24 protein-coding genes and 1 pseudogene are annotated in these 22,902 nt (G+C 35.0%); 2 read left to right on the plus strand and 23 right to left on the minus strand.

Annotated elements, in window-relative coordinates:
* Positions 1 to 308: 308 nt before the first annotated feature.
* Positions 309 to 836 carry a GrpB family protein gene (locus IO99_RS16015; protein ID WP_035135250.1) on the minus strand — a complete coding sequence of 176 codons (528 nt, stop codon included), beginning with the start codon at positions 834 to 836 and terminating at the stop codon, positions 309 to 311.
* A 402-nt stretch (positions 837 to 1,238) separates the two neighbouring features.
* Between IO99_RS16015 and IO99_RS16020 the strand changes: the two genes are divergently transcribed.
* Complete coding sequence (locus tag IO99_RS16020; protein WP_035135252.1) at positions 1,239 to 1,505, plus strand: hypothetical protein; 267 nt, start codon at positions 1,239 to 1,241, stop codon at positions 1,503 to 1,505.
* Positions 1,506 to 1,602: 97 nt separating this feature from the next.
* On the opposite strand, the gene IO99_RS16025 is transcribed toward IO99_RS16020, so the two are convergent.
* The 12 genes from IO99_RS16025 to IO99_RS16080 all read right to left on the minus strand — a co-directional run bounded on the left by IO99_RS16025 (position 1,603) and on the right by IO99_RS16080 (position 11,534).
* Positions 1,603 to 2,049: a DUF3791 domain-containing protein gene (locus IO99_RS16025; RefSeq protein ID WP_035135254.1), complete on the minus strand. Its 447-nt coding sequence runs from the start codon at positions 2,047 to 2,049 to the stop codon at positions 1,603 to 1,605.
* On the minus strand, positions 2,042 to 2,683 hold the full coding sequence (locus IO99_RS16030; RefSeq protein WP_035135255.1) for a DUF3990 domain-containing protein: 642 nt from the start codon (positions 2,681 to 2,683) through the stop codon (positions 2,042 to 2,044). The genes IO99_RS16025 and IO99_RS16030 overlap by 8 nt, the downstream gene beginning before the upstream one ends.
* Before the next feature lie 224 nt (positions 2,684 to 2,907).
* A complete protein-coding gene (locus tag IO99_RS16035; protein ID WP_035135256.1) occupies positions 2,908 to 3,387 on the minus strand; it encodes a GNAT family N-acetyltransferase in 480 nt (159 codons plus the stop codon).
* Between the two features lie 113 nt (positions 3,388 to 3,500).
* Entirely contained in the window at positions 3,501 to 5,396 is a 1,896-nt protein-coding gene (locus IO99_RS16040; protein ID WP_035135257.1) for a S41 family peptidase, read from the minus strand.
* 211 nt (positions 5,397 to 5,607) lie between these two features.
* The gene (locus IO99_RS16045) at positions 5,608 to 6,078 is read right to left on the minus strand and encodes an NUDIX domain-containing protein (protein ID WP_051824246.1); all 471 of its coding nucleotides are present in this window, start codon (positions 6,076 to 6,078) and stop codon (positions 5,608 to 5,610) included.
* Complete coding sequence (locus IO99_RS16050) at positions 6,071 to 6,568, minus strand: HD domain-containing protein (RefSeq protein WP_051824248.1); 498 nt, start codon at positions 6,566 to 6,568, stop codon at positions 6,071 to 6,073. The genes IO99_RS16045 and IO99_RS16050 overlap by 8 nt, the downstream gene beginning before the upstream one ends.
* 355 nt (positions 6,569 to 6,923) lie before the next feature.
* On the minus strand, positions 6,924 to 7,841 hold the full coding sequence (locus IO99_RS18530) for an alpha/beta hydrolase family protein (RefSeq protein ID WP_051824254.1): 918 nt from the start codon (positions 7,839 to 7,841) through the stop codon (positions 6,924 to 6,926).
* 271 nt (positions 7,842 to 8,112) lie between these two features.
* On the minus strand, positions 8,113 to 8,556 hold the full coding sequence (locus IO99_RS16060; protein WP_035135258.1) for a GNAT family N-acetyltransferase: 444 nt from the start codon (positions 8,554 to 8,556) through the stop codon (positions 8,113 to 8,115).
* Positions 8,557 to 8,921: 365 nt separating this feature from the next.
* A complete protein-coding gene (locus IO99_RS16065) occupies positions 8,922 to 10,139 on the minus strand; it encodes a tyrosine-type recombinase/integrase (RefSeq protein ID WP_001291561.1) in 1,218 nt (405 codons plus the stop codon).
* A gap of 81 nt (positions 10,140 to 10,220) precedes the next feature.
* Positions 10,221 to 10,424 carry an excisionase gene (locus IO99_RS16070; RefSeq protein WP_000814511.1) on the minus strand — a complete coding sequence of 68 codons (204 nt, stop codon included), beginning with the start codon at positions 10,422 to 10,424 and terminating at the stop codon, positions 10,221 to 10,223.
* Between the two features lie 460 nt (positions 10,425 to 10,884).
* Complete coding sequence (locus IO99_RS16075; protein WP_000857133.1) at positions 10,885 to 11,115, minus strand: helix-turn-helix domain-containing protein; 231 nt, start codon at positions 11,113 to 11,115, stop codon at positions 10,885 to 10,887.
* Complete coding sequence (locus IO99_RS16080; protein ID WP_000804885.1) at positions 11,112 to 11,534, minus strand: sigma-70 family RNA polymerase sigma factor; 423 nt, start codon at positions 11,532 to 11,534, stop codon at positions 11,112 to 11,114. The genes IO99_RS16075 and IO99_RS16080 overlap by 4 nt, the downstream gene beginning before the upstream one ends.
* A gap of 505 nt (positions 11,535 to 12,039) precedes the next feature.
* On the opposite strand from IO99_RS16080, the gene IO99_RS16085 reads away from it, so the two are divergent.
* The gene (locus IO99_RS16085) at positions 12,040 to 12,393 is read left to right on the plus strand and encodes a helix-turn-helix transcriptional regulator (RefSeq protein WP_001227347.1); all 354 of its coding nucleotides are present in this window, start codon (positions 12,040 to 12,042) and stop codon (positions 12,391 to 12,393) included.
* Between the two features lie 59 nt (positions 12,394 to 12,452).
* On the opposite strand, the gene IO99_RS18815 is transcribed toward IO99_RS16085, so the two are convergent.
* The 10 genes and pseudogenes from IO99_RS18815 to IO99_RS16125 all read right to left on the minus strand — a co-directional run bounded on the left by IO99_RS18815 (position 12,453) and on the right by IO99_RS16125 (position 22,888).
* The gene (locus tag IO99_RS18815; protein WP_012962334.1) at positions 12,453 to 12,641 is read right to left on the minus strand and encodes a cysteine-rich KTR domain-containing protein; all 189 of its coding nucleotides are present in this window, start codon (positions 12,639 to 12,641) and stop codon (positions 12,453 to 12,455) included.
* Between the two features lie 97 nt (positions 12,642 to 12,738).
* Entirely contained in the window at positions 12,739 to 14,658 is a 1,920-nt protein-coding gene (gene tet(M) / locus IO99_RS16090) for a tetracycline resistance ribosomal protection protein Tet(M) (protein WP_026389858.1), read from the minus strand.
* A gap of 15 nt (positions 14,659 to 14,673) precedes the next feature.
* Positions 14,674 to 14,721 (minus strand): annotated as a pseudogene (locus IO99_RS19880) (hypothetical protein); the annotation flags it as partial.
* Positions 14,722 to 15,034: 313 nt separating this feature from the next.
* The gene (locus IO99_RS16095) at positions 15,035 to 15,967 is read right to left on the minus strand and encodes a conjugal transfer protein (RefSeq protein ID WP_001224318.1); all 933 of its coding nucleotides are present in this window, start codon (positions 15,965 to 15,967) and stop codon (positions 15,035 to 15,037) included.
* Positions 15,964 to 16,965: a bifunctional lytic transglycosylase/C40 family peptidase gene (locus IO99_RS16100; protein WP_000769868.1), complete on the minus strand. Its 1,002-nt coding sequence runs from the start codon at positions 16,963 to 16,965 to the stop codon at positions 15,964 to 15,966. The genes IO99_RS16095 and IO99_RS16100 overlap by 4 nt, the downstream gene beginning before the upstream one ends.
* Positions 16,962 to 19,127, minus strand: a complete 2,166-nt coding sequence (locus IO99_RS16105) for a CD3337/EF1877 family mobilome membrane protein (protein WP_430516984.1) — start codon at positions 19,125 to 19,127, stop codon at positions 16,962 to 16,964. The genes IO99_RS16100 and IO99_RS16105 overlap by 4 nt, the downstream gene beginning before the upstream one ends.
* 14 nt (positions 19,128 to 19,141) lie before the next feature.
* Entirely contained in the window at positions 19,142 to 21,589 is a 2,448-nt protein-coding gene (gene tcpF, locus IO99_RS16110) for a conjugal transfer ATPase TcpF (protein WP_000331160.1), read from the minus strand.
* Positions 21,573 to 21,965 carry a conjugal transfer protein gene (locus IO99_RS16115; protein WP_000723888.1) on the minus strand — a complete coding sequence of 131 codons (393 nt, stop codon included), beginning with the start codon at positions 21,963 to 21,965 and terminating at the stop codon, positions 21,573 to 21,575. Before IO99_RS16115 ends, tcpF begins: the two co-directional genes overlap by 17 nt.
* A gap of 87 nt (positions 21,966 to 22,052) precedes the next feature.
* The gene (locus tag IO99_RS16120; RefSeq protein WP_000342539.1) at positions 22,053 to 22,550 is read right to left on the minus strand and encodes an antirestriction protein ArdA; all 498 of its coding nucleotides are present in this window, start codon (positions 22,548 to 22,550) and stop codon (positions 22,053 to 22,055) included.
* Between the two features lie 116 nt (positions 22,551 to 22,666).
* Entirely contained in the window at positions 22,667 to 22,888 is a 222-nt protein-coding gene (locus tag IO99_RS16125) for a hypothetical protein (RefSeq protein ID WP_001009056.1), read from the minus strand.
* Positions 22,889 to 22,902: the final 14 nt, after the last annotated feature.

Here is a 22,902-nt window from a genome sequence, read left to right on the forward strand (position 1 = left end):
TAGCAGGATTTAACTCTAGTGATTCAAATAAGAACTCTTGGTTTGTTGCTGCTTAACATTGATTAATATCTTTGATTAGCCTACAAAAATCCAATTTATTGTAGGCTTGTTTGCCATGCAATAAATCATCCAAACTTATATAATTTTCAAAGAGCGAGTAATTCTACGAATTATTAAGCTATTTTTTCATATCAGCTTAACAGAATCGAAACTTTTTAAAATTCATAATGCTTCACAATTTAATATAACTATTTTTATTTTCTGCTACAAACATGAACCCTATTATGTATTCCTTACTAAAAGTCGTGTCAATCCACTTCTTCTTTTGCCTTTTTTAATATAGAATTAATAAATTCATTCTTTGCATTTGTATATGAACCTCTATCATTAGTATACTTTGCAGCTAAATTCTTCTTTAACTTCGAATATTCCTCAACGGCTTCCTTATTTAGCCTAAGGTAATTACGAAAATAGATGTGATTTTTCCACAGTTCTCCGTTAATTATTTCTATATGCAAATAATGAGTTCTTAAATCTTCCCTTCCTTTAGCAAACATTACACGACCTTCAATCCCTGCATTATCTCTAAATTGATATCCATTTGCTTCTAATAAATTTCTATGCTTATCTACATCATCCAATGATTTAACTCCTACATCAATATCTATAATTGGTTTTGAATCAAGTCCTTCTATTGATGTACTTCCTACATGTTGTATATCTATAGCAGTTTCGCCTAACAAATGATACAATAGTTTTTCTTCTTCCTTATAAATCTCTTTCCAATTAAAACTATATGGAACAACCTTAACGGTTCCCCTCGCTAATCCAATCATTTATTTAACCACCTTAAACTTATTCATATTATATGAAAATTAGTTTTCTTCACCATTTCCTAAGATTTTTCATTTACAACCATAAATATAATACTTATTATAGCACGATTACAATAAAATGTATGTAAATAAGTATCTCTATATAGAGATGCTCTAAATATGATTTCTTATATTTTATAAGTATTTCAGTTTTTCATTATTTTGTAGTAAACTATATATAGTATGATTAATCCATAAAAGGTTTTTTTAGTAAGTTTAATTTCTGATTTGAGTAATTATATTAATTACGAGGAGAGTAAGTAGATGAAAAAGAGAACAAAGATCATATTTGATGCAAAAAAAGGAAATACAAGAAAATAATAGATCGAATTAGTTAACTTTAATATATATTGGAGGTGTACCATGAATAAGATAGAAAAATTACTAAAAATTCGTAAAATTTCTTTGGCGTGCTTATTTTTATCTGTTCCTCTCTGCTTTATAGGATGTTTTTTTCCTTTTGCTTTGTTTACAATTATTGGTATAAGTTTATTGCCAATATTTATCGTATTATCTATTTTGTTTTGGAAATGTCCTTATTGTAATTACAGGTTACCAATGAAATTTGACAAAGATAGTGATATTGATTCGGTATATCAATGTCCATATTGTAATAAGAAGTTTAATTGAAGTAATATATATCCAGATATGAAAGACCATATGTAAAATAAAATATAAAAATAAATGGAAGAGCAATCTTCCATTTATTTTTTACCACATCAACATTTTAATCAAAGCCGTTAAATAATTTTATTCCTAAATAATCCTGACAATCCTCTAAAACATACATTGGGTCTACGGTATGATAGATTTTATAATTTCTTATTAAATGTTTAACTCCCTCTTCTCTTAAAGCAGCTGCGATTTCCTCACCTGTTACCTTTGCTCTATTGCTCCAATCTTGTAGGCAATACCCCAGCCAATACATTCTCTCCTTTTCGTAGGTTATTTCATCCTCAGTGTAAAATCTTTCTTTAACCTTATTATCTTCCATAAATTCTTCAAAGTAGTAATATTGACTTTGTGAATACCATTGAGGTTGATATATTTCAATACCCTGCTTATATTCACTATTTAAGGCAGTTAAAGTAAAATCTACTGCATCCATATTATATTCAACTGCTAACTTGAAGAATTGTCCAAGGTGTCTACAAGCCATTGAATATTCATCCATTAATATCAACTCCCTCTAACTCATCAAAATATTTACCTACCTTACCAAACTTTTGTCTTATAAAAGTCATCTTTTTATTCATTATATCTTTTTTAGCTTTTACTTCTTTAGAATAATATGCTTTATCTAATTCATCTAATTGAGTAGCACTACTAAATTCCACTGAATCTATACCAGCTTGAGTCTTTATATTATATTGAACATCTAAATCCATTGAGTTTAGGGCATGAAGACAATGATCTATAGTTATATTATTATTAAAAAATAAATTTAAAGTATCAAACATTTTATCATCTGCAGTAGGACCAATTATAACATCATACTCATGAATATTTTCATATTTTTTATTTAATATATGATTAATCTCATTATTTAATATAAGTCCTCTATTATAGGCTATGAACAATATCCAATGAATATCTAAATCAAAAGTCAATGAATTAAGACCATCTACATTGAACATATATTTATTTACATAGGATGGTTTATCTTTTTTACGAGTTGCCCAACTCTTAGCCATTTCTATATTAGTAGTTGCATAAAACCCTCTTCCAAAATCACTAAATTTTCTTCCACCCTCATGATTAGGTTTATCTATAATATTATCACTTCCATGATATATGATAAGTTTCATTTAATTCACTTCCTATCCACTGTAAATAACTTAGAATTACATTTCATTGTTTCCATTTGCACATTTATTAAACAATATCAGCAACAAACCGTGTAACTATTATAACATATAATATAAATTAAAATTTAAATATCTAGTCACTTTATGCCTCAATATTGTACTTTCCTAAGGTTGATTGTAAAATTAAATCCTATAAACTACAATAGTCTTTATTAGGTACTCTATTAAGAAGAGTGTTCAGGAAGCTCCATTCTAACAAATTCTCCATAACCAAGGGGCGTATCTTTCCTATAAGTATCTACTACATTAAACCCTGCACTTTTATAGCATTTAATCGCCCTTTCATTGAAAGATCGAACTTCTAAAGCAATCTTTTTACCTGGATATATCTTCTTGCATTGTTGTTTTACTATTTCCATTAAGACCTTTCCTAATCCTTGTCCATATAAAGATGGTTTTAAACCAATTCCAATAAAAATACACTCATTTTTATCCAGTAATCTTATGTATCCACATAAGCAATTGCAATCATCGATCACAGCATTAAATTCACTCTTTCTCTTTTTTTCTATTGTAATACCCCATTTTTCATTAGATACTTTATCCCATCCTGGATAATTATATATAGAATATATATCATCATATTTCCAACTACAAACTTCTTTTGCATATATTTCTGTAAAACCTGCCAATCTCAAATTCATTTTGTACACCTCTAGAAAATTTTCCATTTACATTACTATGTGATACTTTCATGAATAAATTCACCACATCCACCACAAGGTGGCATATTTTTCTTACTTATTTTACACTATTGCTATTTACTCTCTGGTTTCGTGATTAACTCTATTGCTTTTTCTATAACCTCATCCTTACCCTCTGCAATTCCTTTCACAGTTTGTTTTACAGTTATGTCAGGTTTAAGACCTATTCTTTGTGTCTGGCTTCCATCCATATATGTTACTGCTAGCCCTGATATAGATGTCTGTATACACCCTGGAAGTGTAATGTCCATTTTATTACCATTAGCTCCTGCAGAAGGAGTTCCTATTACCGTTGCATTTGGTGCATCCATAAAAGACATAACCATTGTCTCCAAGACGCTTTGTGTACATTCATTCATCAGTATTATTACCTTCCCATTATACTGATATCTATCTTTTACTTTTCCTAATGAGGTTCTAATAATGCCGTTATCAAATATTTTGCTAAATGTAGTTGAATCTATACCTTTGTCCAATTGTTTCTCAATGAATCCTCTTCCTGAACTATTGCTTGTTGATTTGATAAATTTCCCTGGTTCGAAACTATTACTTGAATAAAATTGTTGATATTCAGAAACTTCAGGTTTTATATATTCCCCTATAGGATAGTTAATATATTCACTCATTTTTGCATTACTGTATCTCACATCAATAATCAACCCTTCTGTCCCTTTAAATTTTTTCATTAATTTATCTAAATCTCCACTTTCAAGTGTAGCTATATTAATATAACCTATTTTTTTGTCTCCCATAAAGCAACTTTTCTCATCTTGGCCCAGTCTTTTTACATCATACTTGCTATTATAATAGCATGGAACATTCAAGCTTAACTTTTCACCATTTCTTATTACCTCTATTTCAGCTATTTCTTTTGTAGAACGCAAAAGGTAATAATCAAAAGCATTTGTAAAACGATTTTTATCTGATACTGATATATATTTGTTGCACTCCTCTATTATCTTTTCTATAGAAGTCCCATCAATAGATACCACAATATCTCCTAACTTTAAAGGGGACTTATCTTCCCTGCCAGCAATGACAATCTGACCATCTATATTAAATATAGTTGCTTTTGCTTTGTATGCTCCAAAGTGTTGTGGTAGCACCTTAAAGTTATCATTAAAAAAGCCATGAGAGTCATGAATATATGTGGTAAGATTTGCAATGGATAATGCATATGATTCCTTATCACTTTGAAGTGCTAACTCTGGAATCTTGTCATAAAGTACTTGTTCCCAATCTTCATCCATGAGATTTTTATATGGATAGAAATATTCTATAATATTCCAATAACGAAACAGCCCGAGCAATCTCATTCCTGTGTCTTCATAGTTAATAGAATTGTCCATAAAAGAATCTGAAGATACATTGACAATATCCCCTTCTTCAAAAACAGCATATCCATTGTCATTATCAGTTACTTTTACCTCTGATAAATTTTCAAGATAGTCAGCAAGGTTATTCCCAAGGACTTGTCTATTCTTTATCCATGAATATTCTACATCTAAGTATGCCTTCTCTTTTACTTGATGATATAGATCTTCCTGTTCTTTACTAAGTGTATTAACCTGAAATGGAAACTGGTTTAACCATGTAGCCATGATATCTCCAGCTTCTTCCTTGGTGGTTGCCTCAAGCACTTTTGGAATAACTCTAAATAATTCTGCATCCCAATTAATATTCCCTGCTGTAATGTCTGGATGACGATACTTAGTAAATCCCCAGACCTTTGCTAAAGTACGCAAATTCTTCTGTTGAACTTTACTTAATTTTTCTATCCTAACTCCACTATCTGATGCAAACTCTGTATCTTGGGATCTTTTAAGATTTTTTTCTTCAGTTTTATCTGAACTAGTACAAGCTACAAATGTTAGACCCATAACTATAAGTATAAAACTAATTATTACTTTTTTACTAAATACATTCATTTTAACTTCTTTTTTTTTCATACTTTCCACCTACATTCTTTAGTACTTTAAAATCTTTTTCAATAAGATTTTATCTTTGATAAAGCACAATTATATACAATATTGTCTATAATATTATAAATATACCATAAAAACACTATACCACATAGTAACTAATGTGAAAACCATTTATGGAATATATTATAATTTTTGTTAGGTGATTTGAAATATGCTCACTTTAAAAAATCAACAGTTAACTTACCATTGATGAAAAATACTCTTTAATTATATGTCTATGTGTTTCAGCGATATTTAATTTTTCTAGCTCTTGGTAAGTAAAATACTTCAATTCTTCCGATTCGTCACTGCATACCAATTTATGATTCTCTGTTAAATTTACTATATAAGCAGCAGATATTATTCTAACAATATTTCCATCTGGATATGCAGCGATTCTTGATGGGTCTGAAAACATCTTCCAAAAGAACAAAGACTCTTCTGATATTATAATTCCTGTTTCTTCATTAATTTCTCTAATTATTCCTTCTTCTAAACTTTCATCAATTTTCAAACCTCCGCCTATAAGTGCCCAACGGTTACTATCTGCTCTTTTTTCTAATAATATTTTATTATTATACTTAATAATTGCACAGGCACCTATATGGTTTGGCTTATTAGGTTTTGGTGCATTTTCATTTTTATAATAAAATTTTGCTTCAATCATATTGTTCCATCCTCCAATATTTAAAATCTACAATGCCAAACTCACTTTTTAGTTTTTCATATCTGTCCTTTTCATGTGGCTTTATTTCAAACAAAGGATTATATAAACAGTGCTGAAGTACATCTGCATCTTTTAAAACTTCATCAAAATTAGAGTGTGCTAATACTTTATCGCTATGGGAATAAATTGCATCGCAAATCATTTTAGTTTCATGCTCATTTGTTACATTTAATGAGGTTAATATATCTCTTGCTAGGATAGATCCTTTATGTGCGTGGTCTTTTGTATCCATTTTTGCATATGAATATATATCATGAAGCATACCTGCCATTGTTGCAAGTTCAGCATTTTCTCCACGCTTTAATGCAATTAATGCACAAGACTGAGCAACTCCATATAAATGTAAGTACGCACATCTTCTTTCTTCAACATCTGTCATATTTAAAAGTATCTCATCAATATACTGTCTTAAAACTTCAATTCTGTTCATTATTATTTTCCTCCTAAAATACAGATAAAAGTTACTTTCCAATATTCTACAATTATTCATTTGTAAATTCAACCTACTAACTCATTGATAAACAATTTCATGTCACCTTCAAAAATAGATAACCCCTAAATCCCGCATGTACACAACAAATAGTTTAATAGATAAATATATTCATAGTTAAATAGGTTCATATTTTTATATTTAAATAGTTCTCTATATCCATTTTTACCTATATAAATAGGTAAATATACACCTATTTATATTTAAAACTAGGCAAGGATATATTTTTCATTTTAATATGTCACATGACTTATAATCAATTATAGAAGATTACGAATTAATTAAACTTCTATATTTATTTTGCAGCCTCAATAATCCAGTCAACTATATAATTAAATCTTTCTGATGTAAGTGCATGACCACCTTCATATTGTTTAATACTAATTTGTTGCCCTGCATTACATTTTATATATTCCTTTTCTGCCTTTTTATAGATATCCATTGCATCTTTCGAGTATTTATCTTCTGTTGCTGATACAATTAGAAACTTAGTTGGGCAAATCTCACATACTACATCGTCAATATCATAATATCTCATAAAATTTGGTATAACACTTGCCATTTCAATACCAACATTATTCTTAATTCTGTTTCTAAATGTTGCGGCACTACCGCTAGCACAAGCATAATGTATTCTTTTATCAAATGCAGTAAGATAAATCGTTGTATTACCTCCATATGAATGTCCTAAACAACCTATTTTATTATAATCAACGCAATCCAATCCATTTAACACACTGATTGCTCCCATTGCATCTTCAATTACTGTTTTTGCCAGAGTCTGACCTGTGAGTATTCCGTAGCACATTGTAAGAAAATGCTGCCAGTCATCATCTTCATCATTTTTATTGATTCCTGAGGCATTAACTCTTCTATCCTCAAAACACAATGAATCTGGTGCTATGACAACAAATCCCCTCTCTGCAAGTGCAGGACCAAAGGCTTGAAGATGATTCCCAGCAAGACCGCAAACTTCACTTTTGCCAAGATTTCTTTCTCTGTTATGTTGATGATTTATTAAAACTGCTGGATGCTTTCCTTCTCCATCTGGCAAAAGCAAAAATGCAGTGTTTTTACGTCCATGTATGAAATATTGAATAAGTTCCCTTCTGTATCCATTACATTGGAATGTTTCTAAAACCTCATAATCTATTCTGCTACTCACAGGCTTCAAGTCAATAAGTTTTAACATCTCTTTACTGTTTGTACTCATACTACCTCCTTCTAATAAATACAAATTTATACTTTTGCAATATACGGATTTTATTTACTTCGCAATTTAATACAATTATTCATTCACATACTTATTATAACACGATTTCAATAAAATGTATGAGTATATTAAAAGCACCTCCATATAGAGATGCTCTAAAATAAACAGTATTACTAATAAGTTATTTAATTATATATCAATTTCACCATATAAAAAGATGAGATTTTAAAACATAAAAACTCTCTGACTCCACCTTGCTTAAATATTTATTTTAAATTGTATACTTAAATATAAGTTCTCCATTAACATCCTTTTCATTTATATACTCAAAACCAATGCTTTTATATAAACTATAAGCTAATATATTTTGCTCAACTATACTTAAGTAGATAGTATTAACATCATATTTTTTCGAAACTATATCAATAAGGTCGGTCATTGCAATTCTTCCAAATCCTTTTCCCTGGTATCTTTCATCTATCATTATTCTATCAATCCAAGTGTCTTTATTAGGCCCGAAGGATCCGTACATTGCAAATCCAATTACTTCCTCCTTATGATATATAGCTACAGGATTCCACTGACTACAAGTTCTTGCTTCTTCCAAGCATTCATCTACAGTTTCAATAAATTTCTCTTGGTCTGACTTTAATTTTATTTTCCTAACAATATTTTCATTAGTATTATCTATATCCTTAAAATATATATTATTCATATAATTACTTATCCCCCAAATTCAAAACATTTAAATTCATGTATCTTAACCAATGAATTACTTGATTAATCTTCTTTCTTATCTTAACTCAATCTGTTTATAATATTATTTTTCCTTTTTAAAAACAAAAGACTTACATTCATCATCAAATATGTTTTCCTTTAAAAATGTAAATCCACATTTTTTAGTATAAACAAAGTATAAATTTCTAATTATCTTTTTATATTTTCTTAAATGCTCGTAAAGCCTTATTCTATGTGCTTTCGAGTATTTTTACTGTAGGAAGATACTTCACGTTTCTTTGCATATTTCCTCATGTCTTAGCTGTCAGAAGTGGTAAATAAGTAGTAAATTCATTTGTACTACTAAGCAACAAGACGCTCCTGTTGCTTCTCTTTATTCAAGCGTTTCATTTCTGCCATTGCAGAATCGAATGTTGCATGTGCGTAATAGTTCAGCGTCATGGCTATATTAGCATGTCCCATAATGTACTGTAATGCCTTTGGATTCATTCCTGCATTTGCATAGTTGGTACAGAATGTATGTCGCAAACTATGTGGAGTGATGTGTGGCAATTTATCCTCGTTATACTTATTGTATTTCTTAACAAGACCTTTCATCATGCCGTTGTAATCACTTGCCACTTTTGGATAGTTCTTTCTATTAAGAAAGAGGAAATCACTATATCCATCAATCTCAACACGCTTATCATTCTTTCGATTCGCTAACACTCGCTTAAATGCTTGATAGGCTTCTTCAACCATAGGAACTTGACGTTCGCCACTTTTGGTCTTTGGTGTTTCAATGTAGTACCCAATTTCAGTATCTCTCAATAGCTGATGGTCTATATTGACAAGACGATTCTCAAAATCTAAATCTGGAAGTGTCAAACCACCAAACTCTGAAATACGAAGACCTGTTTTTAAGAGTATCAGAATTTCATCATAATTTTTGCTGTAGGTTTTATCAGCTTTTGCAAAGGCTAACAGTTTTTCTTCCTGTTCTTCTGTTAGTACGGTCTTAGGGACAGTATCATCATCAAGAACTGCTTTCAGTTGAAAGTCAAATGGATTCTTCCGAACACAATCATCTTGTATAGCAATATAGAATGAAGCCTTTAAAGAACGTTTGTAGTTATTGATGGTTTGATAAGCATAACCATTTTCACTCATTCTAATAGCCCATTCTTTAGCGTCTGATGGCTTAATACTGTCAATACTTCTTACACCTAACTTGTCTTTCTTCAAAATATCCATAAGATATTTGCGTCCAGTTTCAGTGTTTTTTCTAACCTTTGGTCTTTGAGCGTTCTGTTTTGCGTAAAGCTGGCAGAGTGTCATTTTCTTTCCTACAACATCAATACCATCATGAATGTCTTTCTGTAACTCTGCGATTTTCTCTCTAAGTGAGATACAATCACGCTTTCCTGCTGGTACTCGGTCTGTAGCCACAAGTTTCCACGAGTAAACAAATTGCGGTTCTCCAAATGAATCTATATATTTGTATAAGTATCTTCCGTCTTTTCGTTGGCTCTCTCCAGTCTTTAAGATTCGACCTTTATTGTCACGTCTTTTTTCTGACATGGCATTTGCTCCTTTCCTTTATGGAAAGAGCCTTGATACGACTTAATACTATTTTATCATATACAAGACCCTTTGGCGACGCTAGATTGCGTCCAATGTATCTATAATTTTTTCAAATTGTTTTCGTTTAATCTGAATACGATTGCCATTCATAATCAGCCAATTTGCATTTTTATTTTCCTCTGCCAAGCGTCGTAGCTTGTTTTCGCCAATACGAAAATATTTTGACGCTTCTTCAATGGTTAGGGTATAACGTTCCCAAATAGGAATGTCAGTCTGCTTCATAAAATCCTCCTTTCCAAATCACTTATTTGGATTTCATAAAAGTTGTTTTACCAGCAATCGAACAGCTTTAGCAAAGCTCACGGGAGTTCCACCCCTGCATGGTTCTCATGTAGCCATACTCATTGCCTGCGACGGTTTTATCACGCTCGGACTATTGACTGTATGGGAGTATCATTATCACGATAAGAATGTCGTTGCAGGCAATCCTGCTAAAGATTGCTTCTCGGATCACTAACATGAATCGCTCGCTATCTTTATAAGATAGGTCATGGCGGTTAGTTCCGTTGGCTCTTTTCTTATCGAAACGTATTCGATTACTTTTATTCAGTTTTCAAAGAACAATGGCTCGTTAGCCTATCAAAACACATTGAAAGCTCAATATGCTTTGGTGGAATAACAAACCTCCCTGTTCGGGAAGCGTGGAATGGTTTAGCACGCTTCCACGAAAGGAGAGAGGATATTACTTAATTTCAAATGACAAAATCTTTGTAATCAGTCTGGTTTCCATTCTTCCACGTAAGACTTCATCAACGACCATACTTTGATTGCCATATTCATCTTTCATAAGTCGTAGGGAACGCTTCGTTATGTACCCTCTGTAATGATGTAGAATCTGGTTAATCGCTTCGGTATCGCCATCTGTTGCCTTTACAATGAGAGGAAAGGGAATCATAGGATATTGTGTTTTCATTCTTCAAATTCCTCCATAAACTTTTTAATTAAGGCTAGTCCACTGGTTCTATGCCGATAGACAGTAGAACGGTTCAATTTCAACAGGTCTGCAATTTCTGAATCGCTCATGTCCATAAAGTAAAACAGCAGTAGAATTTCACGTTTCTTGTCTGGCAACTCACGTAATGCTTCACTCAACAAATCATTTTCAACGCCTACTGATAACCCATTGAGTGTAAAAATCTGAAAGTCAGTTGAATAGTTATCTGTTGTCGCAAACTGGCTAACAAGATAATCGCCAACATCCGAAAAGGACACCTCACGCTTTGCAATCCTTGAAAGATAAAGCATATAATTCTTTCGCTCGTCTTCCATAGCACGTTTACAGATATAGTCAAACTGATTTTCTATTGTGGTCTGAAAAGAAGATGGTTTCATGTTTCTCACCCCCTTTCTGTCTAGGAAAGGAAGTGAGCCTTGCTCGTTTATCTCCTTTCACTCTTAGTCCCAATGTGAAAGGGGGATTTGTTGCATTACTGATAAATAAACTTTGTAAAAAAGTTCTGAATAGCCAAAAAAGCATATAAACAGATTTATTTCTCTGTTTACATGCTTCTGTTATTCTATCTATATGATTTATAAAACCACATTGGTGGACGTACTTATCTATTGCAGATAGACGACTTTTTTTGACAAGAACCCAATGTAAGGAAATTTATTGTATATGATGTACTTCATGGCGACGTTGACCTCCAACAAACCGCCATTTGGAAGTAATATACAATATTTTAACAGCGTAAATAGCACTACCATATAACGGTTTTTTTTTATTGGCGTTTAGTAGTGCTTTTTATTAAATATAAACCTATAAACCATATAACACGTTTTTCTATACCTGTTTTTAATTCAGTAGGAACAATAAAATGTATAGAGGTGGTCTACTATGCGTAAAAAAGAAGATAAATATGATTTTAGAGCCTTTGGTTTAGCCATTAAAGAAGCTCGATTGAAACGAGGTTTAACTCGTGAACAAGTGGGAGCATTGATTGAAATTGACCCACGGTACTTAACTAATATTGAAAATAAAGGGCAACACCCCAGCATACAAGTTCTTTATGACCTTGTATCGTTACTTCATGTTTCCGTTGATGAATTTTTCTTACCTGCTAATAACTTGGTAAAAAGCACCCGACGATTACAGATAGAGAAATACATGGATAGCTTTACAGACAAAGAACTATCCTTAATGGAATCTTTAGCCAGCGGTATCAACGAAGCAAGAAACATCGAAGACTAATTAAAAGAATCCATACATAACGGAAAGAGCCGATAAAATGAGATTGTATTAATCTCATTTTATCGGCTCTGCGTCTTTGCGTCTGGCTCTGTAATCACAGTTACTTTGAACTGCTTTATTTCAATTAAATTTTCTTGTCTGCATTTCGGACAATAGAGGGGGAATTTTTTTAATTCAGTATCTTCCCTTATCTTTAATCGTGTTTTATTTCCACATACAGGACACAATATCCACTTGTAGTTTATAATAACTATCTCCTCCTTTACACTTTAATTCAAATCTTTATTAAAAAATATTTCATCTTATTTAACAAGAAACCATATTTATATAACAACATAAAATACACTAAGTTATTTTATTGAACATATATCGTACTTTATCTATCCGACTATTTGGACGACGGGGCTGGCAAACAGGTTCACCGGTAGTAACATGGTACCCTTTTAACTCTGTTAAACAAACACTACGTCCATTTGTAAAGAAAGTTAAATCACTACGATATTCTTGAATACACCGAGCAGGGATTTCTCCACTAAGAATGACCTCATTATTTTTCAATTGAGTGTCTACGATGTTCGCACAATATTTAGGAGCATCGTTGTATGCTCGTGAAAGATATTCCTGTGGCGCATAAATTTTAAAACTAAGATATGGCTCTAACAATTCTGTTCCAGCTTTTTTTAAGACTTGTTCCAATACAATAGGAGCAAGCATCCGAAAATCTGCTGGGGTACTAACAGGGCTATAGTATAAGCCATACTTAAAACAGATTTTACAGTCCGTCACATTCCAACCATACAATCCTTGTTCACAGCCATAGCGTATCCCCTCCATAACTGCATTTTGAAACGATTGATTTAAGTATCCAAGAGAAACCGAGCTCTCATACTGTACTCCGCTCCCTAATGGAAGCTGTGCTACAGATAGACCAATGGAAGCCCAGAAAGGATTCGGTGGAACTTCGATGTGAATGGTATACTCTGCTTTTTTTAACGGTCTTTCCATATAAATGACTGTAGGCTCTTTTATTTCTATCTCCACATGATACTTTTCTTGCAGCAGAGCACAAGTCACTTCCATTTGTACTTTCCCTAAGAAAGAAAGTATGATTTCATGTGTCGCAGAATCCACATAATATCGCAGAAGCGGGTCACTGTCGGAGATTTCTAAAAGTGCATCAAGTAACATTTCCCTTTGTTGAGGTTTGCTCGGTTCAACAGTCGTTTGCAGCAGAGGGAGGGGATTTTCAATTCTCTCTCTCTGTGGCAATAGCTTTGTATCTCCAAGAACACTATTTAACTTCAAAAACTCATTCTGCAAAATAACAATTTCCCCGGAATAAGCCTTATCGATTTTACATAATTCACCATTTATTGAAGTATACATTTCTGTAATTTTTATTTTTTCCTTTTCCGATATTCTAACCGAATCTCGCAAATGCAGTACGCCACTATAAAGACGTATATATGCAAGACGCTGTCTTTTTTCCGAATACTCAATTTTGAAAACTTTTCCGCAAAGTTCAGACTGACCTCGATGTGTTGATGAATAAAATTTATTCGTAATCACTTCTATAAGGTTATCAATCCCTATATTGTTTTTTGCACTTCCGTGATAAACAGGGAACAGGGAACAATTATGAAATCTTATGCTTTCCTCTTGTTCGAGTTCTAATGCTTCCAATAATTTCCCAGACGTATATTTCTCCAAAAGGTAATCATTTCCTTCTATTACCATATCCCATTGTTCAGATTCGGTAAAGTTCATTACACGCATATTAGGATGCAGTTCTACCTTCTGTTTGATTACAATTTCCGCAGAAAGTTTCTCTTTAATATCCTGATAAACCGTTGATAAATCAATTCCATTTTGGTCAATCTTATTGATAAAAAAGATTGTGGGAATACCTATTTTCCTAAGTGCATGAAACAATATACGAGTTTGTGCTTGTACGCCATCTTTTGCAGAAATCAGTAGAATTGCCCCATCTAATACTGATAATGAACGATATACTTCTGCTAAAAAATCCATATGTCCTGGCGTGTCTATGATGTTCATCTTAGTATTTTTCCACTGAAAAGAGGTTATCGCCGTCTGAATTGTAATTCCTCTCTGACGTTCTAAAAGCGTATTATCCGTTTTCGTTGTACCTCTGTCCACGCTTCCTAATTCTGTAATCGCTCCACTGTTATATAATAAGCTTTCTGTTAAGGTAGTTTTTCCCGCATCAACATGAGCTAAAACTCCAATATTAATAATTTTCATGTGATTTTCCTCCATTCAAAAGCCCAAAAGGGCATAAAAATCCCAGTGATAAATACTCTTATCACTGGGATTTTTATGCATAACCATAGGCATACAAAGCATACAGATATTCTCCGGATACTTTAGAATCACATGATAAAGGTATTCTTAAACTGGGTACAAAAAACTAAGCCCTCCTAAAAAAGGACATCCAATTATTTGTTCCCACTATCAAATTGACAGTTTATTTAAGAATACCTTGCCGCATATTTATTAACTCCTTTTAAATAGATACTTAAATAATAGCACGTAAGAGCATATTTGTAAAGGAATCTCCAATTTTTTATCAAAGAGAGTACGTGATTACAAAATAGCTGTAATAATGTACCAATATTTGTTATTCTATAATCTTCCAATTACTCCCGTTCTTTTCAAGTACCAAATCAAATTGAGATACCTGCGTTGCTTTGGTCTGCTGGTCGATATACTCCACTGTCAGCGATACCGTGACTTGATTATCCTTACGATTGTGAATAGGATTTACCAGTTCTTGAAAGATGTACTCTTTTCCGATTGGTTTTAATATCCCGTCATTCACATAGTAGGAAAGTTCACTGGCTGTCGCTGTAGGATAGAGCTTGAAGAACGTCGTTAAAAACTCATTGATTTCATTGGTTGTAATGGAATCAACCGTCCCCTCACTTTCAATGGCTTTTGGTTTATAACTTGATTTCTTAGGTATGTTGGTAATGGTCGGATTCTTAACCAGTACCATATTTCCAGAACCATCTACATAGACACTCACTATATAAGCAGAGTGGACGGTCTTTGTATTTTCTCCCTCTGTAATGAGCTGGTCTACACTGTAGGTTACATTAAACTCATTGTCGCCAGTTGGCTCTACCGTCCATATCTGAAATCCTCTTACAGAAGACGATACAGGAATATCTTTGCGTACTGTATCAACATTGAGAGCTTGAAGTTCATCTGTCAGATAGCCTTTTAGACTTTCCATTCGATTATCAATGGACTTATCGGATTGCTCCCATGAATAGTAGACTTTCGCAAAGTTCTCTACAAAATTTTCTACATGATGAGTATCAACGTATTCCTTTTCTATGATAGTTGTTTCGTGAATAGTATGAGTATCTATAGCTGTAAAGTGCTTGAATATCGCAAAGCTGAAACTAAGCCCTAAAAGTACCCACAAGGCAATCACAACCTTTTTATGAGGATTGACCTTATAGACACGAGGTTTCTTTTCCTTTGGTATCTGTTTTTCTTTATTCTGATTTTTTCTAAATTTCATCATTAAATCTTCCTTTCTCATTGTTTGATTCGTCCTGCTCCCACTAAATGCTGTTGCCAGTAGGGGCTTGTTAAGTCGGCATAACCGATTGGGTCGCCTGCATGAAACATACGGTTATTGCCAAGGTATATCCCAACATGAGTAATATAAGAGCCAGCGTTATAGGTAGAATGAAAGAAAACCAAATCGCCAGCTTGTGCTTCCGATAGTGGGATATGCTGGGTCACATCATATTGCTGTTGTGCGGTTCGTGGTAAGTTAATTCCAGCTTTTCCATACGTCCATTGTGTCAGTCCGCTACAATCAAAAGAAGTAGTCGGGGAAGCTCCACCGTAAACGTATCGCCAGCCCTCATATTTCAGTGCTTCGTCCATGATGGCTTGTACCGTATCATCATCAAACTCTGTTGTGACAAGATACTGCGTTACCAGTTGCACATAAAACATATTGCCATAGTTGTATCGCCAGCCCCCATTGATAGGTATGGCTATGGGATTGGGGTAAGACACTTTTTCGCCACCTGAATACTCTTTTGAGAAACTTTGAGCCAGTTCAAAGGTATATTTATTTCCACGATTAGCCACATACCCTAAGAAACCACCACCATAATTGTAGGACTGGATAACCGATTCTAAATCTACACTGAGCCTTTCGCTACTGGCTAATAATTCACTGAAATACTTCACACCTTGCTTAATGGATTCTTCTGTACTCAATGAATTAGGTGGAAGACCGAGGGATTCCGAGGACTGCATAACATCTTCCGCAGTACCGCCCGATTCCACCTGTATAATCGCAAGAAGTATGTTGACATATTCTTCAACGCCATATTCTTTGGCATATTTTTCTACCATAGGCTTATGAGCCAGCACTTCTGCGGAAACATTCACACCTCCATAATGAATATTGGAAATTCCGCTGTCCTGTTCATCTGAAAATAAAATGGCAACAAACAGAAGCAGTGAGAAGACCATCAAGAATAATCCAGAACCACCAATCACTAAAGTTTTCAACTTCATGGTTTCTTACCGACTTTCTTAATGGTGGCGGTTTTGATTGGTGGTCTACTTCTTGTATTTTGTAGTGGTACTCTTTGAACAGTAGACGGACGTTCTTTTGTGATTGGACGTTGTGAAGTTCTATCTGCTGTAGTGGTTGAAGTTGCTGGCTTTTGAACGGTTTTTTCTTGAACGGTATTGCCTTGGCGTTCCACTTTTGGACTTGAAAAATCGGACTTAACTGCTGGACGCTCTTGTTTGGCTTGTTGAGATTCCTTATATGAAGTCTGAATATTAGACTGTTTTGAGGTCTGTTCATCATGATATTGTTCTTGTCTTGTAGTCGGTCTTTCATGAACAGAAGAAGCAGGCTGTTTTTTCTGTTTGACCTGTTCCATTTCAGAGCGACGCTTCGCAATGGTTTTTCGCCTTTGTTCCTGCTGTTCCTTGCGTCCACTGGCTCTGTCCGCTTTGGTTTGAGAAATACTACTGGTTAAATCACGGACATTCTCTTTTACTTTGGATTTTCCTTGATATACTGCATATCTTGCATTGGTCGGCAAATCTTTAACCTGTTCTTTCAAACCACTAGCAGTGTCTACCATTCTGTCTTTGGTATCAGCTACTGTACCGATGGTTTGACCGATACGTTTTCCAAGTGTTGATTTTTCCTTTCCGTCTGGTCGGGAGTGATCTGCTTGTGTCCTTGCAGAACTCCCCGAACCCGACTGTCCTTTTTTACCTGTAACAATGGCAGACCCAGCCCCTAGAGTAGTCATGGAACGTCCAAGTTTCCGCTGTAGACGGTGCATGTGAGCGTGCATAAGCATACGAGGTTTTCTCATCACACGACTTCCCACACTTTGAGAATCGTTACTCTGTAGAGAAAACATACTCATTAAATCGCCCAGCTTGAAGTAGATTCCTGCAAAGGTCACAATCTGTAGAAAAGCAATCAAAAAGAACGGATAACCAGCCGATAAGGTATAGAGCATGGTTGAAATACTAAATGCTGTCGTAATAATCAATGTGATTCCAGCTCGTGTCAAAATGGTATTAAAGAGCTTTGTTATGGCTCGTTTTGACATACCATCAAATGATGGAATCATGCTTAAAATAAAGCTCACAGGCAGAAACATAGCATAGATGATAAAAAGTACCTGCGAGAAAATCATGATTCCTGTTAATAGGAATACAAATATGGAAATCCCAATATTGAAGACAAATAGGAAGAAGACTGTACCTAAACGGTTAATGGTCTTTGTAATGGTTAGATTGGTATTGCTTCTGTCTTCAATTTCTTCCGCAACAATTTTTTCTCTGTCTTCGCCATTGTTGGAATCTGGGCTGGTGGAGAGCAGGCTTTCCACACGGTCAATACCGATACTTTCAATGTCTGAACTGTTGTATTGAAGCAGTAGCCACGGTTGCTGAACCTGTATGGAAAACAGGCTATCTCTGATTAAGTCCACGCTGTCCTTGCCTTGACTATCGGAATGGGGCATGACAATCTTCGTGCCAAGTGATAAACTGGCATTACTGATGTCTGATGAAAAGTCATTGATTTTTTTAATGTAGTCGGGAGCGTAGGCAATAAAGGAAGCCGATAGGATAAACACCAGCACAAAATTCATAATGGCATGAATTGCCTTTGTGGTTTCTCTCTTTATCAGTCCCGTATAGGCAACATAAACCCCAAGAACCAAAATCAAGAGTAAGAGGAATCCAACATAGAAACCCTCTGTTGAAAATCCGTTTGCACTCACACCAGCTAAGGTCTGCATATTCTTACCAATGGAATCTGCTGTAGCGGAAATGAAGTCTAAGGAATAGGCTTCCTGTACTAAGTAACCTGTCGCATTGGAAACATACAAACTGATTGTCCAAATAAAATTGGTAATGGCATATAGTCCATACATGACCTGTTTTCCAATCCCGTCCGACCAGTTCCACGGAAGCCAGCCCCAGCTATTATCCACATAAAAATCCAGTTGATAGTTTTCAAGTGGGTATCGGCTGTATTCATTTGCCACATTGACCGTATCATCTACCAAGCCCGCAGCTTGAACCACCGTTCCCAGCATGGCTAAAAGAAAAATGGCAATCACAAGTGTGAAAGCCACTGTCATTGCCACTTTACCTAGACGTTTCAGCGTCCAGTTTGATTTTATTCTGTTTACTATTGATGGTTTCACATTTACACCTCTTTTCGCACAGGTGGTCTGGTATCAAAGGCATGGAGCAGTTCTTCAAATACAGGGTGGAACTGTATCACACCGACACGACCATATAAATCACTGATAAGGCATTGCCCGTTTTCCAAATCACGCAATCGCTTCTGATTGTTTTCGTCCTCTGGGTCTACACCAAAAAAGGCTAAGGTCTTTTTAATCTCGTTAAGGTCAGTGGAACGAAATGCAAATTTTAAGCCGAGGTTATTTTTCAGTTTTTCATCTAAGAGGTCGTCTGTATTTTGGGTCACGAAATATACCCCAGCGTTCATAGCACGACCAGCCCGAACCAGCTTCATAGATAGTGTTTTTCCTTGTGCTACCTGTAAAAAGCTCCATGCTTCGTCTAAATCTACAATCTTGAAAATGCTTCGGTCTGTATGGATAAAGTCTAAAGCAAAGGTACTAATGACAATCAGCATAGCAACGGATAAAAGCTCCATAGTGGTATATTCCTCAAAGGAAGTTTCCTTGTCGGGAAGTACCAAGTCCGCAACCTGTATAATGTTCAGTTGTTTTTCTAAGCTGATAGACTGCTCCACATAACCATTACTGAATAATAAATGTGCAAAGTCATAGTCTGTAAAACTTTCGATATGGTCGGCTATACTGGTACTTAGTGGCGTATTCTCAACCCGTAATTCCTCAATCACTTTCATCAACCCTCGTACTTCACTATTGGTTACTGCACGAATGGCTTTTCTAAGGATTGGGAAGCGTTCCCCATCACGAGAGGAAATCCCCGTAAGGAATGTCAGAATATCAATAGCCAGTGATTCAGAATCTTTGGGATTTTTCATAATCACATAAGGGTCAAGTAAGCCTTTGTTTTTCTCATCAGAAGTCAGAGTGACGATATTGATTTCATGGGAAATCTCTGGCAAGGTTTCTTTCCATCTGCCACGTTCTGCTTTTGGGTCTACAATCACTGCTTGTGCCCCATAAAGCACCGCATAATAGACGATAAGGTTATTCGCAAAGGATTTACCACCACCCAGCGAACCAACAAAAGCCGACGCTAACGCATTGGTTACTGAACCCTTAACCCCTTGACTGGCAAGAGCAGGTTTCAGATAGACATTGCGTCCAGTATCTAAGCTGTAGCCAACATAAATCCCCTCATTTTCCCCCAGCATTTGAGTAGCACCAAAACCTAAACCAGCGAGGAAATCAGAGGTCACGTATTGAATATAATCATTCATATAACGCTTGCTGGCAGGTAAAAATTCTTCATGTAAGCCGAGCATATCCCCAAATGGTCGTACCAGTTTTACGCTTAAATCGTCATAAAAATCTTTCACTTCATTACAACGACGTTTGAGTTCGTCAAGATCATTTGCTGATACCCTTACCACATAAGACAGCTTGTACATAGATTCCTTGCTTTGGTCTAAATTGGTTTCCAGCTCATTCACACTTTCCAGAGCTTCCGCCACATTGGAGCTGGTTTCATTATCACTTTGCCAAGCGTGGTTATCCAAGTCTTTCAGTTCTTTCTTTTTATTGCGGACAGTAGATAGGGCTTTACGATTCGCTACAATTTCCACATTCATTGACGTATCAATCGGGAATGTAAATTGCTGTTGCTGGTAGTAGAAGATTTCAGAGGACGGGAAGTCCAGTTCTCCGACAATGCTGTTAATGGTAAAGTAAGCTACATAGACGGTTTCATCTTCCTGCTGGATTTTCAAATATCGCTGTTTTTCTTCCACCAAACAGCGAGTAGGCTTAATCAAGTCATAGTATTTAATCAGCGTTTCATTATCCAGCTTTTTCTTTGATAGATGGTACTCATACTCTTCATAGGCAGTGCCTGTCTGTCCGTAAAGGTGTTCAATCAGATAGCCGAAGTCGTCCTTATCTAACCTGCGGATTTTGAAACGACGAGAGATTTTATTTTCTAAGAGCTTTTCCATCTTCTGAAAACGCAGGATTTCATCATTACTCATACTAACAAAATCGCCCATCAGCTTATGGTTCACATCATAGACAAAATCAGACAAAGCATTTTTTGCTTCAACGGTAAGACTTTTCATAGAAAACTCCTGATCGTTGAGAAGCAACTTAAAGCCGATAAAGAAACGGTAGTTCACTTGATTTTCGCCAATCATGGATATTAAAGCGTCTGTCTGTTGGTCGATTTTGTCATAGGCAACCGCTTTGAGCTTGCCAGTGACTTCATTTTTGGAACGCTCTTGTGCAGAACGTATGCTGGATTCTGTACTGATTTGTAAAGCATGAATTTTGCCATCACGATTTTGTGCGATAAGCTGTCTGAAAGAATCATGCACTTGTATTTTCTGTTCTGGACTTAGAAATGAGTAATTGTAAGGAACAAGCTCATAGTAAGCATAACATTCCCCGTCTTTATTCCAGACGAGATTGTTTTCAATGTATTTAATTGGATATGCCATAAAATTCACTCCTAACTGCTGTAATGGCTTCTTGTGGCTGGTTTCTGCCAAGCGTTACTTTTTTTCCTGCATAGGTCAGCTTTGGTCGCAGTGCATAAGCAATGACAGACTTCAAAAATCCATAAGGCTTTTTACCATCAAAAGTTTTTGTAGACATAAACCATGTGAAAGCCACAGGAATCCCAAAGTATTTGAGAAATGCTCCCTCTATCATGGAAAGAGGGGGCAAGTTGCCAAGTATCATCACTGCAAAGAGTGACACGACAAACCATGTCATTTGCGTAAAGGTTATGGGAAACGGAAGTCTAAAATCATTGATAGAATACAGTACCTTTTCCACAGACCAGATACTGGTATAGCTTCGTATTTTCTTCATGTAATCAATCCTTTCATAAAAATAGGGGTAGCTGATTGAGCCACCCCGTAAAATAGAAAATCTGCCAGTAGTAATGTACCGACAGATTTAATAGACGATTTCAAAAATCCCATGATTGGTTGAGATAAACGTTCCTGAAAGGTCTAAATCCCGACCATAGGCTTGATAATCAATATAGTTTTGAAGACTAGCTGGTACTTCGCCTAAAGCACCCGTTTCTTCAATGTAGTAGCGTGCCACGTCATACATATCATCACAATCGGAATGAATGATAATATCCTCTTGATGTTCGCTTAGTTCTTCAATGCTTGAAAAATGAGTGAGCAGAGCAGATAGCTCCGATTGTAATTCTTCGGGTAATTCCGATACCATTTCCCATAGTCGATTGAGTTCGCCAATGGAAGTGTATTCGTCAACCGTAAAGGGTAACTCGTAGTCATGAATGGCGTATTCCTCATATTCATCATTCAAGCCGATTTTCTCTTTGACTTCCTCAAAGTCAATGGGAAAGGTAAACCACGCACCGACCAATTCGCCCTCATTGTATTTGCCTAAATTCGCAATATAGACTTGCATATCGTCCATATATTCACGTCCTTTCTTTGTAGAGATTCAAAAATCCCTACCGCACTTCGTTTGGTGTACCATTCCTTTGCGGAACATAAGAAAACCACTTATATTCCACAAAAGAACGGTTTTATTTAAGCACCAATAATGCGATTGAATAGCTCTAGTAAAATGTCTTTTACTCCAGCAGCGTTGAAGACTAAGCCAACCGCAATAATCGCAATAATTAAAAAGCCAATCAGTTTGCTAAACTCACGCTTGAAGCCAAGATACAAGCCAATCACAACGATTGCTAAAAGCACCAGTGATTGAGCGTTTGATAGAAACCAGTTATAAAGGTTTTGTCCAAAATTCATAAAAATGTTCTCCT

Source organism: Clostridium sulfidigenes (assembly GCF_000732635.1).
Taxonomy (GTDB): Bacteria; Bacillota; Clostridia; order Clostridiales; family Clostridiaceae; genus Clostridium_J; species Clostridium_J sulfidigenes.